Consider the following 15,642-nt stretch of genomic DNA (forward strand, 5'->3'; position numbering starts at 1 on the left):
GCGCCATGTCCTCGACTGGCAGACCGGCGGACCACGCGGAGCGGATGTCGCGAGCCCTGTTGTTGTTGGAGGGGCTCTCCGTGGGGGATGGCTTTGGCGAGCGGTTCTTCGCGGCGCGGAGCCTGGTGGCGGAGTGGGTGGAGGCGCGCAGGCCGCCTTCCCCTCCGTGGCCGTACACGGACGACACGGAGATGGCGCTCTCCATCGTCCAGGTGCTCGACGAGCATGGGCAGGTGGAGCAGGAGCGGCTCGCGCAGCTCTTCGGCAAGCGCTACCGCGCCAACCGCTACCGGGGTTATGGCGGCACGGCGCTGGATATCCTCGAGCGCATCCACCTGGGGATGCACTGGCTGCCCGCGTCGTCCCAGGTCTTCGACGGCACGGGGTCCAAGGGCAACGGCGCGGCGATGCGCGTGGCGCCGTTGGGTGCCTACTTCGCGGGCGACTTGCGGCGCGCGGCGGACGAGGCGCGGCTCTCCGCGGAGGTGACGCACTACCATCCGGATGGACATGCGGGCGCCGTGGCCGTCGCGGTGGCGGCGGCGTGGGCGTGTCAGGACGCGGCGACGCGCGGGCGTGCGCGCAACCTCTTCGACGTGGTGCTGGAGTACACGCCGAACGGTGCCACGCGGCGCGGGCTGGAGAAGGCTCGGGGCTGGTCTCTGGAGACGACGCCGACGGCGGCCGCGAAGGAGATGGGCAGTGGCTTCCAGGTGTTGTCGGAGGACACGGTGCCGTTCGTGGTGTGGTGCGCGGTGCGGCACCTGGAGCACTACGAGGACGCGTTGTGGTCCACGGTGTCCGGGCGGGGCGACATGGACACGACGTGCGCCATGGTGGGCGGCATCGTCGTGCTCGTCACGGGCAGGGCGGCGATTCCCGCGTCGTGGCTGGAGGCTCGGGAGAAGCTCCAGCTTCGGGCGCTGGAGTAGCGCCGTGGGCCTCAGGGGTGGTGGCCGCGCTCTTCCATGAGGCCGAAGGTGCGCTGCCGGGCGCGGTGCAGGGTGCTCTTCACGGTGCCTTCGGGGATGCGCAGCAGGCGGGCGATTTCGGGGTAGCTGAGGCCGCGCACCTCGCGCAGGTGGAGGACCTGGCGCTGCTGCTCGTTGATTTCCTGCATGGCGTCGGTGAAGTGGCGCTGCAGCTCCGCGCCCACGGCCTGGACTTCGGGCGTGAGGGGCTCGGATGGCTCCAGGCTGAGTCGCTCGCGGCGCTTGCGTGCGCGCAGCCAGTTGATGCTGCTGTTGACCATGACGCGGTGGAGCCACGTGGTCCAGGCCGCGCGTCCGCCGTAGCCAGGAGACTTCCAGGCGAGTCGGGCGAAGACGTCCTGCACCACGTCCTCCGCATCGTCCGCGTCGCCGACGATGCGGCGGGCGATGGCGAGGGCGCGGGCACGGTGCTCGTTGTAGAGCTGGGTCAGTGGCGGAAGGTCGATGACTGCGGCGTGCATCACGGGTGGGCTCCTGAACACCCCAGCGGGGACCTCCTTTGGAACGAACCGGTCGCGAAAAGGGTCTATCGGCCCGTGGCGGTGGGATTTTTCCACCGCGCATCTATCGGTACGGACAGGAGCCCGGCGCCGGGTTTCCGCTCGTACTTCAGGGCATGAAGGTGGGTAGGCTCACGGTGTCCTGGGGCCGCGTGGCGCGGGACGTGGGCGGGGTTCACGGGGGGGCTGACGGCCGGGTCGAACGCCGCCTGGCTCCGTGTCATCCACGGAGGAAGGTCGTGGATGGACAAGAAGATGAGGCTGGGTGGTGGGCGGGGACTCGTTCCGGATTCCGCCCCTCGAGGTCGATCTCGCGACGGCTTCGACGGACATCGTCATCGTCGCCGACTCGGGGTTGGGCGTCGTCAAACGGGAACGGTTCCACACGCACGTCGATGCGGCGCCGCGGTCCGAGCGATTCGCGGTGTTGATGCTCGACGGGCCCCGCGACACGGTGCGCCCGCCCTTCATGACGCCTGAAGGGCGGGGCTGTCGCGGGCGCTACTCCTGCTCGTCCTGCTTCGTCAGGCCCCAGTCCTTCAGGCGCTTGAACAGGGTGGAGCGAGCCACGCCCAGCTCGCGAGCCACGCGCTCGCGGTTGTTGTTGTACCGGCGCAGCGCGGCCTCGACGATCTGCCGCTCCAGCTTCTCCAGCATCTGCTCCAGCGTCATCCCAGGAGGCAGCTCCGGCACCGCGATGCCAGTCTCCTTGTTCATCTCCTGGTCGAACGTCAGGTCCGCCGCGTCGATGACCGGGCCCTTGCGGAACAACAACGCGCGGTGCACCACGTTGCGCAGCTCGCGGATGTTGCCCGGCCACATGTGTCCGCGGAGCCGCTCCACCGCCGCCGCCGAGAAGCTCACCGTCTGCCCTCGCGGCGCGTACACCTTCACGAAGTGCTCGGCCAGCGCGGGCAAATCACTCTTGCGGCTGCGCAGGGGCGGCAGGTGCAACGGAATCACGCAGAGGCGGTAGTACAAATCCTCGCGGAACTTGCCCTCGCGAGCCGCCGCCAGCAGGTCCAGGTTCGTCGCCGCCACCACCCGCACGTCCACGTGCATGGGCCGGCTGGCGCCCACGCGCTTGATTTCTCCGCTCTCCAGCGCGCGCAGCAGCTTCGCCTGCAGGTCCAGCGGCAGCTCGCCAATCTCGTCCAGGAAGAGGGTGCCGCCGTCGGCCTCCTCGAAGGCGCCCTTGCGCGCGTTCGCCGCGCCCGTGAAGGAGCCCTTCTCGTGGCCGAACAGCTCGCTCTCGATGAGCTCCTTGGAGATGGCCGCGCAGTTCACTGGCACCAGCGGCTTGTTCGCCCGCTGTGAGCACTGGTGGATGGCCTTCGCCACCAGCTCCTTGCCCGTGCCGGACTCGCCCAGAATCGTCACGGCCGCCGTGGAGGGCGCCACGCGCTCGATGAGGTCCGCCAGCCCCTTCACCGCCGTGTCGTTGCCGATGATGCCGTGGAAGGAGGCCACTTCCTTCTTGGACCCCGTCGCCGCCACCTCCAGCACCAGCTCCGTCTCGCCCACCCGCAGCGTGGTGGGCAGCGTGACTTCCGCCTCGAACAGCCGCACCGGCCCCAGCCACGTGCCGTTGGTGGAGCGCAGGTCCACGACGTGGAACGTGCCTTCCCGCCGCGTCACCTTCAGGTGCTTGCTGGAGGCGAACCGGTCCTGGAGGACCAGGTCACAGCCCGCGTCCTTGCCCGCCGTGAAGCTGTCCCCGGTGAGCCGGTGCACCGACTCGTTCAGGCCCTGCTTCACGCGCACCTGCGCCGGCTGCCAGCGCGGCACCTGCGCGTCCTTCTGGATGGACGTGGTGTGGCCCACCTCGGTGGCGACATCCGCGCCCTCGCCGCCGCCGCTCAGGCGGAACACCGCGCGCCACTGACCGAGCACCAGGTCGGCGCCGTCGGGCAGCTCGGCGTCGGTGACGGACGTGCCGCCCACCACGGTGCCCTTGCCGGAGAGGTCCTGCACCCGGCACCGCGTCCCGTCCCACAGCAGCGCCACCTGCTGACGGCTCACCTCCGGGTCCGGAATGGCGACGTCGCTCTGCTCGCCGCGCCCGAGCACCAACCGTGCCCGGTCCACGCCCACCCTCAACACCTCCTCGCCACGACGAAAAAACACCAGCTCCGGCATCCACGACCCTCCTGTGCGCCCGCGCTTTACACGTCCCGGCGCGCTGACTTCAACCCCACGCGTCGGGTTGGGCGCGCCCCCAGGTGCCGCGTGCTACCGACGGGGCAGGAAGGTGGGCCGGTTGAGGAAGCCGCCGAGCCTGGCCGCCCGGAAGCTCGGGTCCTTCTTGTCCGGGGGGAAGATGGTGATTCCCGCCGCCAGGAGGCCCAGCCGCTTCTGCGCTTCCGGGTCCAGCCGGAGATTCACATCCATGGCGGGCTCGCTGTACTCCAGCCGCTTGCCCAGCTTCAGCGTGCCGGTGGCCAGCGCCTCCACGTCCTCGCCCTTCAGCCGCAGCTCCTGCACCGTGCCCAGGCCCTTCTCGAAGTTGATGCGGCCCACCAGCGCGCCGAGCGCCACCTGCGGCAGCTCCATGGGCATCGAGTTGCCACCGCCCATGGGGATGGACGCCTTGCCGCCCTTGATGATGAGCCCCTGTGAGTCGAGCGTCAGCTCGCCGTTCGCCTGGGACAGGTCCGGCTCCGGGCTCTTGCCCTTGGGCAGCGTCAGCGCCAGCACGCCATTGAGCTCGCCATCCAGGTCCATCCCGAGGAAGGCCGGCAGGTTGCCACCACTGGCCTTGAGCCCGTCCAGCTCCGCGCGGACCTTCATGTCGCCCAGCCAGCCCATGGAGCCCGCCACCGTTCCACCCAGTGCGTTGGCGCGAATGGCCAGCCCCGGCGGGAAGAGGGTGGGGCGCACCGCCACGCTGTCGATGACCACCGCCTCGCCCAGCTCCGCGGCGCCCGGCAGGGTGCCCTCGCCGCTGACGAGCATCGCCAGCGTCTCCGCGCTCAGCGGCTGGGGCGGCTTGCTCACCCGCACGTTGGTGGCGGTGACACCCGCCAGCCCCGGCCTCAACGAGCCGATGCGCACGGCGAGCCCCGCCTGCGCGGCCTCCGAGACGAGGCGCGTGCGCACCGTGTCGTACGGGAAGGTGATGAGCAGGCAGAGGATGAAGGCCACGAGCGCGAACGCGCCGTAGCCCAGGATGATCTTCCAGCGCGCGAGCTTGGTGTCAGAGGACATGGGTTATTGCTTCATCCGGTAGGTGGCCACGGTGGTCCACGCCGTCAGCGTGTCGTTCGGCCTCGGTTCGATGCGCAGGTACTTCACCTTCACCACGCCAGGACCGCTCTCCACCGTGCGCATGAAGTCCGTGAGCTTGCGCAGGTCCACGTCGGAGAACGTCAGCTCCACGGAGCTCTCCATGATCTTCCCGTCACCCACGCCCACGTCGCCCTTGGGCGTCATGTTGGGCACCTGGAGCCCGGCCGCCGTGGCCTTGTCCTCGATGTAGGTGATGAGCTGCACGTTGCTGGACGTCAGCTGCGTCTCCACCGCCTGCCGCGACGCCTGCGCCTCGCGATAGCTGGCCGCCAGCGCCTGCACCTCCTGCAGCTTCGCCAGCTTGTCCTGTGTGCGCTTGCGGTAGCCGGACGCGGTGTTGGCGAATGTCATCAGCACCGCGAACACGACGAACACCGCCACCGCCGCGCCGGCGATGGACACCATCCGCCGCTCACGGTCACTCAACCGCTCGAACCACGTCTGCACCGGCGCGAGCACTTCCTGAAGCCTGGCCATGACTAGCTCTCCCCCCCTTCCGCACCAGGGCACTGCACCTGCACGTCCAGGCGGAACGTCACCTTCTGCCCATCGCGGGTGCGCTCCACCTTGCCCTGCTTCACTTCCTTGAAACACGCGTGGTTCTTGAGCGCGTTGGACAGCGTATCCACCTGCTTGGAGGAGTCCGTCTCCCCCTGGAGGATGACGCGGTCCGTGTCGATCTGGATGCGGTCGAACTTCACCGGCAGGTCCGCGGGCACCTTCTGCGTCACCTCCGCGAGCAGGTTCACCGCGGACATCCGGGGCAGCGCCGCCGCCGGGCTCTCCACGCCCTTGAGCAGGTTCAGCGCGCGGTTGTAGTCCTTCTCACACTTGCCGAGGATGCGCTGGGTCGTCTCGCACAGCGCCGCGTCCACCTGCGCCTCGCGCCGCGACAGCACGGAGTTGCGCACCACGCCGAAGGCGATGAGCAAGAGCAAGAGCGTGGCGGCGAAGGACGCCAGCAGGCCCAGCTTGTCCTTCACGTAGTCAAAGTCGCCCTTGAAGGCGAGGTCGTCGCGTCGGTAGTTGAAGCGCGGCGCACGCGCGCCCGTGGCGTTGCCTCGCAGCGCCAGCGCGTAGGCCTGCGCGGCGGACGGCTGCTCCGCGGAGGGAACCGCTTCCGAGGTGTCCGCGGGAAGCGCCAGCACTCGCACCGGCAGGTTCAAGTCCCGGGAGAGCTGCTCCGCCAGGCCCGGCATCCGCGCCGAGCCGCCACACAGCACCAGCGCGCCCACCTGCTGGCGGCTGCGTGCCGTGTAGGCCTTCAGGGTGGGGCGCAGCTCGCGCAGCACCGGCTGGAGCCCGCGCACGAAGGCCGCCGCCGCGCGCTCCGCGTCCGGCCCCTGCGCCGCGCTGGCCATGGCCCCGTGCTGCTCCTTCCAGTGATGCGCTTCGGTGAGCGAGGTCTGGAACTCCGTCGCCAGCGCCTTGCTCAAGTCCTTGCCGCCGCCCGCGAAGGTGCGCGCGAACTGCACGCCCGTGCCCGGCCGGCCAATGGCCACCGAGGTGCGCTCGTGGCCCATGTCCACCACGGCCACCACGCCGCCCTCGCCGCTGCCCTCGAAGAGGCTGGCGGCCTGCTGGAGCATGTTCTGGTAGGCCAGCGCCGGGTGCGTGACGATGCGCGGGTCCACCTTCAGCTCGCCCAGCAGGTCGAGCAGCGACTTCAGCTCCGCCCTGCGCACCACGCCCACCAGCAGGTCGCTGGCCTTCTCCTTGCCGTCCGTCTCCTTCTGGCCCACGACCTGGTAGTCGTAGACGACGTCGGAGATGTCGAACGGGAGCAGGCTGCCAATCTCGAAGGGCAGCGTCGCTTCAATCCGCTTCCCGTCGGAGAACGGCAGGCTCAGCGAGTGGGTGATGAGCGCGGGGCCGGGCAGGGCGACCACGACCTGGTCGGCGTGACCCGGTGGCAGCTTGCCAATCAGCTCCTGCACCGCGGCGCGCAGCGTGTCGGCGCGCTCGCCCTCCTGGGCGCGGCGCACCTCCACGTAGCTCCGGGTGGCGTGTCCTTTCGTCCGCGCCTCCAGCACCACGCCCTTCACGGAGTGGCTGCCCAAGTCGAGGCCAAGAATGCGGGCCATGCTATTCCTCTCTCCAGTACAGGAGCCTGCCCAGCGTGTCGTCCAGCCGGACCACTGCGGTCAGCGTCTTCTGCACGTTGCCCGCCTCTCCCACGGATTTGATGGTGAACGTCTGACTCTTGTCGCCGATGAGGCGATTGCCCGCCACGTTGGACTTCACGGCGGGATTGACCACGATGCCCGCGCTCTCCACCACGGCGACGAAGTCCTGCACGCCCATGCCGAAGAAGCTGAACATGCGCGCGCTGCGGATGCGGGTGATGAGCTCGTTGAGGAACACCGGGTCCTTCAATCGCGGGTCCGGCCGGGCCGGGTCCGCCACGGACATGATGGCCAGCCCCATCATCACCGGGTCATCCGTGTTGATGTTGGGCCGGGAGTTGATGTCCGGGTACACCGTGAGCCTGTCACGGAACGCCGACATGAACTGGTCATTCACCCCGTGCACCCGGTACAGCTCGTCGATGCTGTCGAAGCGCGCGTTCTTCGGCTCGTAGCTCGGCTCGTAGCGACTGTAGGGCGAGCCCTCATCGGAGAATCCGGAGGGCATGGGGTTGACGGGGTCCGCCGGGTTGATGGTGGAGCCCGTCTCGTCGTCGTCCGCCCAGTCCTTGATGGCCAGCATCACTTCCCGCGGATTGCCGCGGACCTTGTTCGCGTCGTCGCGCTCCCAGAGGAACTCGAAGCGCTTGTCTTCGAGCATGTCCAACATCCGCAGCGCCGTGGGAAGCGCGTCGCCCGCGCCCGCCACCAGCCGGTGCACGTTGAGCTTCTCCTCCTCGTCGGAGATGGTGGACAGGAAGCAGCCCTCGAAGCCGCCGAACGAGCGGCGCGTCATCTGCTGCGACATCTCCCGCGACGCCGGGTCCTCGCCGTCCTTCATGTCGAAGTTCGGGTCGTCCTCGTCCACGGGGGCCAGCGGCGGAGCATCGTTTTCGGGCTCCAGGCCCTCGCTCTTCACCATGCCCTTGAGCATGTGGCAGTCCACCCGCGCCATCTTCCAGAGCTGGAGGTTGAGCGACGTCGGCTGCGGGGTGTTGCCCTGATTGCCCTGGTTGCCCATCAGGCTGCCCAGCAGCGACGCGGGGTTGGGGATGGGCGTCTGGTCCACCTGCTTCTGGAAGCGAAGCAGGAGCCGCGACAGCGCCACTCCCGAGCGCGCCATGTAATACGCGCGCACCTCGTCCCGCTGATTGGCCGCGAGTTGGAGATCGACCCGGCTGTTGTAGGCGAACTCGGTGGCGATGACCGTCAGGAGCGCGATGGAGACCACCGCGATGATGAGCGCCACGCCACGCGGGCGCCGCTCCCCATCGGGGCCGCGCGCGGCTCCGGACGTGGGCGGACCAGGACGGCGCCGCCGGGGCGTCTGCTGGAAGAAGGGCAGGGGCATCAGTACCTCGGCAGCTCGGTGTTCAACATGATGCGCGCCTGGGTGGAGTAGCGCGCCTCCTTGCCCGTCTCGTCCACGGCGGTAATCGACATCCGCACGCGCGTGGGCAGGATGGTCTTCTGCTCCGTGCGGCGGGTGTCCCACTCGTCATCCCATTCCTTCTTCTCGGAGTTCCAGTACTCGAACTCCAGCTTCTTGGCGCCCTCGAACAGCACGTCCGTCGTGCCGCCCCGGTCCATGCGGTCATCCACGTTGGGATTCACGCGGCGCTTGAGGTCCACGCGGCCCTTGGCGGCCCGGTCGTCGGAGGCCTCCAGGAAGTACTCCACCACCGCCTGGTCGGACTCCTTCACGTCCGTGTACAGCCGCTGGTGGGCGAACGTGGTGAACAGCAGTCGGTCGCTTTCGCCCACGAAGTTGGTGGGGCGGTCCTGCTGGTCGCGGAAGCGCTTCAGGTCGAACCTGTCGCTCACGTACGCGGAGCCAATCTCCCGGGCCATCCGGTTCATCGCCACCCGGACCTGCCGGTAGCGGTCCGCGTCCTCCTCCACCGACTCCTTCGCCGTCAGGCCCGTCTGGAAGGCCATGGCCACCACCGTGCCCATCAGGGCGGTGATGGCCACCGCCACCATGACCTCCATCAGCGTGAAGCCGCGCGCGCGCCCGGTCCTCATCGGTCGTTCCTCTGCTGCATGCCGGGGAAGTTCGGAATCGACGGACGACCGCCTCCGAAGATGCCGCCGCCCGGGGTGGGAACGACGCCGCCGTTACCGCCGCCTCGCTGCGGCTGGCTGCCGCCATTGGCGCGCTGCAGCCACTCCGAGCGGCGCATCAGCGGCTTGCGCGTCTCAGGATGGAGCATGGTGCCGTTGGGGCCGGGGATGGGGTTCTGCACGATCATCCCCGGGCTGTCGGGGTCCACCCACTGGTTGTCGGCGCCCGGCGTGGTGCCCTGCGTGGCCGTGAAGCCGCCGTTGCGGTCCGAGCCCGGCCCGAGCGACACCACGTGCGTCACCAGGTCGATGCTCTCCAACTGGGTGCCCTCCTGCCAGTACACGGTGAGGTGCACCTCGCGCACCGTCTGGGTGAGCTGCTGCACCATCTGCGTGAACATGGGCTGCGCCATGCCCATGGCCGCGCCCCCCAGGCCTCCGCCCGCGGGCTGCGGTCCACCAGAGGCGCCGTCCTTGCCGCCACCGGCACCTCCGCCGAACAGGCTGGCGATGCCGCTCATCGGGTCATCCGCGTCCCCGCCGCCGATGGGCAGGTTGAAGAGGGCGCCGATGAGCTGGTCCGGCGACACGCCGTCCAGCTTCGGGGCGATGATGCGCGCCTTCCACTTGAACTGGGACCAGCCCTCGTCGGAGAAGTCGCCGGACTCCTCGTCGTCGTCGGGCGAGAAGCCGTCGTCGTAGAGCTTCTGCTCCACGTCCGTCATCTTCGCGCGCGCCAGGAGCGAGGCCACCGTGAGGCGCTTGGTGTAGACGTGGTTGGACACCGCGCCCGCGTTCAGGTCGAAGATGGCCATCAACGCGAGGCCCAGGATGGCCAGCGCCACGACGACTTCCAGCAGCGTGAAGCCCGAGGAGCGCCTCATCGCGGCACCTCCAGCACGTCGTTCGCGATGGTCACCTTGCCGGTGAGCGGGGACACGTCCAGCGTCCAGGCGTTGTCGCCCTGGCTCACGTACACGTACGCCTTCTCCGTGTACCCCTGCGGGAAGAAGTAGAGGTACGCCACGCCGTTGTCGACGGCCTCCTTCTGCTGGCGCGTCCACACCGACACGCGCACGTCCGCGGGCAGGTCCCTGGCCGGCACTTCCTCCGAGGTGAACGAGGAGAAACGCGCCGCGTTCTGCACGCGCTCCTTCTCTCCGTCCATCAGCTCCTGCGCGCTGGGCGCGTCTCCGCCCGAGGCCACGTAGCTGCGGCGCTCCTCGTTGCCCTGGGTGTTGCCCCGGTTGGAGCGCCGGGCCTGCTCGCGCTCGCGGTTCTCGTCGCGCAGGGCGGTGTCGCGGTCCCTGGCCGTCGTCACCGCGCTCTCCGCGCACTCGGCATGGTAGCGCGTGGCCTTCTCCTCCTTGGGGTCCGGAATCTCGAAGACGAGCCGGCACGTCTTGCCGCGCAGGGCCGCCGAGTCGTAGAGCGAGCGGATGGTGCCCGCAAGCTCCCCCGCGGCGCCCTTGGCCTTGGCGCCCGTGAGCGAGCCGATGCCCATCACCGCCGCGGAGAACAGCATCGCGACGATGATGATGGCGATGGAGATCTCGATGAGCGTCAGGCCGCGCTGGGCTCGGTGGAGCGTGCGCCGCCCGGTCGCTGTCCTGACACGCGTCATGGTTGCCCCCAGTCCGTCAGCACGCCCCCGCTGCTCAGGTCAGCGTCCGTCCCCACGCCGCCCTTCTTGCCGTCCGCCCCGTAGGAGATGACGGCGCCATTCCTGCCATCCATCCAGTAGACGTACGGGTGACCCCACGGGTCCAACGGCACGGAGTCGATGAGCTTCGCCTCGATGAGCGGCGTGAAGCCCTGCTCCTTCGACGGGAAGCGCCCCATCAGCCGGTTGTGCGCCTTGAACAGGCCCTCCAGCTTGCGAATCTCTCCGCGCGCCCGGCGCTGCTCCGGCACCAGCGAGCGGTCGTCCGTCACGTAGACGAGGACGAACGCCAGCACGGTGGCCACCAGGAAGATGGCCGCCAGCAGCAGCCGCCCCTTCGTCTGGGGGCGCAGGGCCCCCGCGGGCGAGGGCATCTGGGATGGAAGTGAGGTTTGCACGTTCATACCCGAAGCCCTGTCAACACGCGGGGTGCGCTACTTCTTCACTTGTTCTTGGCGGAGGCGCCGTCCGCGGAGGAGATGTCCGCGTCGTTGCCCTCGCCGCCGGCGGTGCCGTCCGCGCCGTAGGAGATGATGACGGGCTTGCCGCCCTCGTTCAGGTACACGTAGTCGTTGTTCCACGGGTCCTTGGGCATCTGCTCCAGCGACTGGGTCTCCACCAGCGCGTTGAGGCCCGAGGACGTGTCCGGGTACTTCCCCTTCTTCGTGTAATAGAGCTTCAGCGCGCCCTGGATGCTCTTGATATCCAGGGAGGCCCTGTCCCTTCGGGCCGCCTCAAGCTGCGGAATCACCGCCACGCCGACGGCGGCGGCGATGAGGCCGAGGATGGTGATGACCACCATGATTTCGATGAGGGTCATGCCGCGGCGGTTGCGGCGGCGGCGCTGCTGCGAGTGGGTGTTCTGGCTCATGTCTGCTCTCACCTCGGGGTGACTTTCTGGCAAGCCACCGCATCGTGTTCAGGACTTCCTGTCAGGGTGCCCGGGGCCCGTCCACCACCCCTGCGGGCGGCACGGGGGCTCGGGGCCCGTAGAGTCGGGCCCCCACCGTCACCAGCGCCGCCGCGAGGGCAATCATCGCCGCGAGCGTCGCGCGCTGAATCCAACGGTCGAGCGTGTCATTCGTCATGTCCCTGGCACCTCACCGGATGGCCGAGTTCACCTGGAGAATCGGCAACAGGATGGAGAGGGCGACGAATGCAATCACCGCGCCCATCACCACGATGAGCAGGGGCTCGAGGAGCGAGGTGAGTGCGCCAATGCGCACGTTCACCTGCGTCTCGTAGTTGTCCGCGACGTTGGTGAGCATGTCCTCCAGCTGTCCGGAGCGCTCTCCAATGGCGACCATGTGGTACACCAGCGGCGGAAACTCCCCGGAGCGCTTGAGCGGAGTGGCGATGCTCTCGCCCTCGCGGATGGAGTCGCGGGCCTTTTCAATGACTTCGGCCAGCACGGTATTCGTCATGATGGCCTTGACGATGTCCATGGCCGCCAGCAGCGGGACGCCGCTCTTGAGCAGCGTGGACAGCGTGCGGGCGAAGCGGGAGATGGACAGCAGGCGGACGAGGCTGCCGACGACGGGCGCCTTCAGCACGAAGCGGTCCCACTTCGGCTTGCCCTTGGGGCTCTTCGTCCAGCGCATGAAGAGCCACACGCCCAGGGCCATCATCGGTACAGCGACGAACCACCAGTTCTGGAAGAAGTTGCTCGTGGCGATGAGGATGCGCGTGCTCAACGGCAGCGTGGCCTTCATCGTCTCGAAGATCTTGGTGACCTTCGGCACCACGAACACCATCAGCGCCACGAGGATGCCGCCGCCCACCACCATCATGATGGCGGGGTAGAGCATGGTGCTGAGGATCTTCTGCTGCAGCCGGGCCTGGTTCTCCGTGAAGTCGGCCAGGCGCGTGAGCACCGCGTCCAGCGCGCCGGACGCCTCGCCCGCGCGCACCATGTTCACGTAGATGTTGGGGAAGATTTTCGGGTGCTGAGCGAGCGCGTCCGCCAGCGTCGAACCCTCGTTGACGCGCTGCTTGATGTCGGAGAGGGCGCGCTTGAAGCGCTCCTTCTCCACCTGGTCGACCAGGGCGGTGAGCGACTCCACCAGCGTGACGCCGGCGCCCAGCAGCGTGGACAGCTGCCGGGTGAAGATGGCGACGTCGTCGGTGTTGACGCGGCCCCGGCCCAGCTTGCGCAGGTCGATGTCGCGCGACACCTGCGCCGCGTTGGCGCCCTTGGACACCGCGCCCCGGCTGCCTTCCGCCTGGGCCAGCACGTCCGTGAGGAACACGCCGTCGGCGCGCAGCTTGGAGCGCAGCGTCTTGGGCGAGTCGGCTTCCAACAGGCCCTTGATCTGCTTGCCCGCGGAATTGAGACCTCTGTACTCGAAGACCGGCATGGCTCGATGACCCCGGCCCCTCCCAGGGAGGAGCTGTCGGTTACATGTCCTCCTGGGTGATGCTCAGCACTTCGGCGATGGTCGTCTCGCCCAGCGAAATCTTCCGCGCGCCGTCTTCCAGCAGGGTGATCATCCCCTTGCTCGTGGCGGACTTCTTGATGGTGGAGGCGTCCACGTTCTTCAGCACCAACTGGCGCACGTCGTCGTCCACGGGCAGGAACTCGTAGATGCCCGTGCGGCCGCGGTAGCCGTTGCGGTTGCACGTGGGGCAGCCCACGGCCTTGTAGATGCGGTCCGTCCCGTAGCGCGCCTTGAACGAAGCCAGCGAGTGCCCCAGCTCCTTCAGCTCCACGTCCGTGGGCTGGTAGGCCACGCGGCAGTCGGGGCACACCCGGCGCACCAGTCGCTGGGCGAGGATGCCGGTGAGCGACGAGGCCACCAGGAAGGGCTCCACGCCCATGTCCACCAGACGGGTGACGGCGCCCGCGGCGTCGTTGGTGTGCACCGTGGAGAGCACCAGGTGGCCCGTGAGGGAGGCCTGGATGGCGATCTCCGCTGTGTCCTTGTCGCGAATCTCGCCCACCATGATGACGTCCGGGTCCTGGCGGAGGAACGAGCGCAGGCCCTGGGAGAAGGTGAGGCCGATCTTCGGGTTGATGGCCATCTGGCCAATGCCCTTGAGCTGGTACTCGACCGGGTCCTCGACGGTGAGGATGTTCAGGTCGGAGGTGTTGATCTTCGACAGGGCGCCGTAGAGCGTCGTCGTCTTGCCGGAGCCCGTGGGGCCGGTGACGAGGACGATGCCGTGCGAGCGCTTGATGACCGCCTCCATCGCGTGGAGCGTCACCTGGCTCATGCCAATCTCCGCCAGGTCCAGGAGCGTCGCCGTCTTGTCCAACAGACGCATGACGATGCGCTCCCCGTTCGTGGTGGGGATGGTGGACAGACGGATGTCGATGTCGCGGCCGGCCAGCTTGATGCGGATGCGGCCGTCCTGCGGAAGGCGCTTCTCCGCGATGTTGAGCTGCCCCATCACCTTCACGCGGCTGACGATGGCGTTCTGGTAGCGCTTGGGCGGCTTGATGACTTCCTGGAGCACACCGTCCACGCGGAAGCGCACGAGCAGCTCCCGCTCCATGGGCTCGATGTGGATGTCGCTCGCGCGCTCCTTGGCGGCGCGGAAGAGCACGGAGTTCACCAGCCGGATGACCGGTGCCTCGTCGTCCGTGTCCAGGAGGTCCTGCGGCTCGTCCAGCTCGTGGGCGAGCGCGTCCAGGTCCTGCGTCTCCATCTCGTCGACCAGCTGCTCGGCCTCGTTGATGGAGCGGTCATAGACGCTGTTGATGGCGTCGGTGATGGTGGAGGCCAGCGCGAGCCGGGGGCTGATGCTCTGCCCCAACAGCAGCCGCGCGTGGTCCATGGTGGACGTGTCCAGCGGGTCCGCCACCGCCAGCACCACCGCGTCACCCTCCACGGACAGCGGGAGGATGTGCGACTGCTTGGCGAAGTTGATGGGGATGCGCTTGACCAGCTCCGCGTCCACCTCCTCCGTGAAGATGCGCGCCAGGTAGGGCAGGTCCAACTGGTGCCCCAGGGCCTTGACGACGTCCTCCTCGGAGACCGCCTTGAGGCCCACCAGCACCTCACCGATGCGCCCACCCTTCTCCTCCTGGGCGGCGAGCGCCTCGTGGAGCTTCTCCTCGGTGAGCGAGGGGACGAGCGCGCGAAGGATTTCCCCCAGGGGCCTTCCGCAGAGGAAGGCCTGCCCGTGGGCGACGACCTGGGTGGAGTCGTTCCGGGCGGTGGCCGCGCCGGGCGCGGCGGTGGCGAGGGTGGGGTCGGCGGTCACGTTCATGGGCTCTTAGTTCCCCGATTCAGGCTGGATGCGCAGGCGCTCTGGCGACGCGTCTCCGGAGGACTCCGGAGACGGCGCTTCGGGCGTCGGGGCCGCGGGGGCTGACTCTTCGGAACCCGCGGGGGGCGGAGCCACTTCCCGCACCTCCGGCTCAGGCGACGGGGCAGGCGTGGGCCGCGTGGACGGCGCGGAGTCCTGGCGAGCAGGCGAGGAGGAGCTCGGACCGATGACCTTCTCCCCGTGGAGCCCGGGGCCGCCGTTCTCCGCGCGGTTGCGCTCCCGGATGACGGCCTGGTTCATCCGCGACAGCGGACCGGGCTTGCGGCTGAAGTCCACCGCCACGTCGTAGCCCGGCACCTGGCCGTAGAACTGCTCCACGAACTGCTGCCGCTCCTTCATCTTGCGCTCGAAGATGGTGCGGAAGTCCTCCGGGCCCCGGATGATGTAGGGCGTCAGGAACAGCAGCAGGTTCGTCTTCGTCTTCTTGCGCGACGTCTCCCGGAAGAAGTTGCCGATGATGGGGATGTCGCCGAGCACCGGGACCTTGGTGACGGACTCGATGGTGCGGTCCTGCATGATGCCGCCCAGCACCACCGTCTCCTGGTCCTTGGCGATGACCGTCGTCTTCGCGCTGCGCTTGCTCGTCGTCGGACCGAGCACCGGGTCATTGGAGGCGATTTCCTCCGTCTGCTCCGTGATGACCATGCGGATGTAGTCGCTGTCGTTGATCTGCGGCTTGACGGTCAGCTTCAGCTCCACGTTCTGGCGCTGGATGGGCGCGTACAGCGAGCCCAGAC

Annotated in this window: 15 protein-coding genes and 1 pseudogene; 1 reads left to right on the plus strand and 15 read right to left on the minus strand. The window is 68.6% G+C overall.

Going from position 1 to position 15,642, the window contains the following annotated elements; all coding sequences use genetic code 11:
* Positions 1–5 precede the first annotated feature (5 nt).
* On the plus strand, positions 6–932 hold the full coding sequence (locus HR086_RS06585) for an ADP-ribosylglycohydrolase family protein (protein ID WP_174465146.1): 927 nt from the start codon (positions 6–8) through the stop codon (positions 930–932).
* An 11-nt stretch (positions 933–943) separates the two neighbouring features.
* Here HR086_RS06585 and HR086_RS06590 read toward each other — a convergent pair whose 3' ends face one another.
* From HR086_RS06590 to HR086_RS06660, 15 genes and pseudogenes are all read right to left on the minus strand, one after another.
* The gene (locus HR086_RS06590; RefSeq protein ID WP_174462007.1) at positions 944–1,453 is read right to left on the minus strand and encodes an RNA polymerase sigma factor; all 510 of its coding nucleotides are present in this window, start codon (positions 1,451–1,453) and stop codon (positions 944–946) included.
* Positions 1,454–1,993: 540 nt separating this feature from the next.
* Entirely contained in the window at positions 1,994–3,631 is a 1,638-nt protein-coding gene (locus tag HR086_RS06595) for a sigma 54-interacting transcriptional regulator (RefSeq protein ID WP_141643860.1), read from the minus strand.
* Positions 3,632–3,724: 93 nt separating this feature from the next.
* A complete protein-coding gene (gspN, locus tag HR086_RS06600; protein ID WP_141643861.1) occupies positions 3,725–4,699 on the minus strand; it encodes a type II secretion system protein GspN in 975 nt (324 codons plus the stop codon).
* Positions 4,700–4,702: 3 nt separating this feature from the next.
* On the minus strand, positions 4,703–5,257 hold the full coding sequence (gene gspM, locus HR086_RS06605) for a type II secretion system protein GspM (protein ID WP_141643862.1): 555 nt from the start codon (positions 5,255–5,257) through the stop codon (positions 4,703–4,705).
* A 2-nt stretch (positions 5,258–5,259) separates the two neighbouring features.
* The gene (gene pilM, locus HR086_RS06610; RefSeq protein ID WP_174465147.1) at positions 5,260–6,864 is read right to left on the minus strand and encodes a pilus assembly protein PilM; all 1,605 of its coding nucleotides are present in this window, start codon (positions 6,862–6,864) and stop codon (positions 5,260–5,262) included.
* Position 6,865: 1 nt separating this feature from the next.
* Entirely contained in the window at positions 6,866–8,257 is a 1,392-nt protein-coding gene (locus HR086_RS06615) for a general secretion pathway protein GspK (protein WP_174465148.1), read from the minus strand.
* Positions 8,257–8,931, minus strand: a complete 675-nt coding sequence (locus HR086_RS06620; RefSeq protein ID WP_141643865.1) for a type II secretion system protein J — start codon at positions 8,929–8,931, stop codon at positions 8,257–8,259. The genes HR086_RS06615 and HR086_RS06620 overlap by 1 nt, the downstream gene beginning before the upstream one ends.
* On the minus strand, positions 8,928–9,854 hold the full coding sequence (locus tag HR086_RS06625) for a prepilin-type N-terminal cleavage/methylation domain-containing protein (RefSeq protein WP_174465149.1): 927 nt from the start codon (positions 9,852–9,854) through the stop codon (positions 8,928–8,930). The genes HR086_RS06620 and HR086_RS06625 overlap by 4 nt, the downstream gene beginning before the upstream one ends.
* Positions 9,851–10,594, minus strand: coding sequence for a prepilin-type N-terminal cleavage/methylation domain-containing protein (locus HR086_RS06630; RefSeq protein ID WP_174457161.1), 744 nt, complete (start codon positions 10,592–10,594; stop codon positions 9,851–9,853). The genes HR086_RS06625 and HR086_RS06630 overlap by 4 nt, the downstream gene beginning before the upstream one ends.
* Positions 10,591–11,037 (minus strand): type II secretion system protein GspG, encoded by a 447-nt coding sequence (locus HR086_RS06635; protein WP_141643868.1) that lies wholly within the window; start codon positions 11,035–11,037, stop codon positions 10,591–10,593. The genes HR086_RS06630 and HR086_RS06635 overlap by 4 nt, the downstream gene beginning before the upstream one ends.
* Before the next feature lie 38 nt (positions 11,038–11,075).
* Entirely contained in the window at positions 11,076–11,504 is a 429-nt protein-coding gene (gspG, locus tag HR086_RS06640) for a type II secretion system major pseudopilin GspG (RefSeq protein ID WP_141643869.1), read from the minus strand.
* A gap of 61 nt (positions 11,505–11,565) precedes the next feature.
* A complete protein-coding gene (locus HR086_RS06645; protein ID WP_174457160.1) occupies positions 11,566–11,721 on the minus strand; it encodes a hypothetical protein in 156 nt (51 codons plus the stop codon).
* Positions 11,722–11,733: 12 nt separating this feature from the next.
* Positions 11,734–12,990 carry a type II secretion system inner membrane protein GspF gene (gene gspF, locus HR086_RS06650; RefSeq protein ID WP_141643870.1) on the minus strand — a complete coding sequence of 419 codons (1,257 nt, stop codon included), beginning with the start codon at positions 12,988–12,990 and terminating at the stop codon, positions 11,734–11,736.
* Between the two features lie 40 nt (positions 12,991–13,030).
* Positions 13,031–14,845, minus strand: a complete 1,815-nt coding sequence (gene gspE, locus HR086_RS06655; RefSeq protein WP_141643871.1) for a type II secretion system ATPase GspE — start codon at positions 14,843–14,845, stop codon at positions 13,031–13,033.
* A 6-nt stretch (positions 14,846–14,851) separates the two neighbouring features.
* Positions 14,852–15,642 (minus strand): annotated as a pseudogene (locus tag HR086_RS06660) (type II secretion system protein GspD); the annotation flags it as partial.

Origin of the sequence: Myxococcus sp. CA039A (genome assembly GCF_013336645.1) — a bacterium.
Taxonomy (GTDB): Bacteria; Myxococcota; Myxococcia; order Myxococcales; family Myxococcaceae; genus Myxococcus; species Myxococcus llanfairpwllgwyngyllgogerychwyrndrobwllllantysiliogogogochensis.

Coding starts and splice junctions, on each gene's coding strand:
- HR086_RS06585 (WP_174465146.1), top strand. CDS start 6: ATGTCCTCGACTGGCAGACCGGCGGACCACGCGGAGCGGATGTCGCGA.
- HR086_RS06590 (WP_174462007.1), bottom strand. CDS start 1,453: ATGCACGCCGCAGTCATCGACCTTCCGCCACTGACCCAGCTCTACAAC.
- HR086_RS06595 (WP_141643860.1), bottom strand. CDS start 3,631: ATGCCGGAGCTGGTGTTTTTTCGTCGTGGCGAGGAGGTGTTGAGGGTG.
- gspN (WP_141643861.1), bottom strand. CDS start 4,699: ATGTCCTCTGACACCAAGCTCGCGCGCTGGAAGATCATCCTGGGCTAC.
- gspM (WP_141643862.1), bottom strand. CDS start 5,257: ATGGCCAGGCTTCAGGAAGTGCTCGCGCCGGTGCAGACGTGGTTCGAG.
- pilM (WP_174465147.1), bottom strand. CDS start 6,864: ATGGCCCGCATTCTTGGCCTCGACTTGGGCAGCCACTCCGTGAAGGGC.
- HR086_RS06615 (WP_174465148.1), bottom strand. CDS start 8,257: ATGCCCCTGCCCTTCTTCCAGCAGACGCCCCGGCGGCGCCGTCCTGGT.
- HR086_RS06620 (WP_141643865.1), bottom strand. CDS start 8,931: ATGAGGACCGGGCGCGCGCGCGGCTTCACGCTGATGGAGGTCATGGTG.
- HR086_RS06625 (WP_174465149.1), bottom strand. CDS start 9,854: ATGAGGCGCTCCTCGGGCTTCACGCTGCTGGAAGTCGTCGTGGCGCTG.
- HR086_RS06630 (WP_174457161.1), bottom strand. CDS start 10,594: ATGACGCGTGTCAGGACAGCGACCGGGCGGCGCACGCTCCACCGAGCC.
- HR086_RS06635 (WP_141643868.1), bottom strand. CDS start 11,037: ATGAACGTGCAAACCTCACTTCCATCCCAGATGCCCTCGCCCGCGGGG.
- gspG (WP_141643869.1), bottom strand. CDS start 11,504: ATGAGCCAGAACACCCACTCGCAGCAGCGCCGCCGCCGCAACCGCCGC.
- HR086_RS06645 (WP_174457160.1), bottom strand. CDS start 11,721: ATGACGAATGACACGCTCGACCGTTGGATTCAGCGCGCGACGCTCGCG.
- gspF (WP_141643870.1), bottom strand. CDS start 12,990: ATGCCGGTCTTCGAGTACAGAGGTCTCAATTCCGCGGGCAAGCAGATC.
- gspE (WP_141643871.1), bottom strand. CDS start 14,845: ATGAACGTGACCGCCGACCCCACCCTCGCCACCGCCGCGCCCGGCGCG.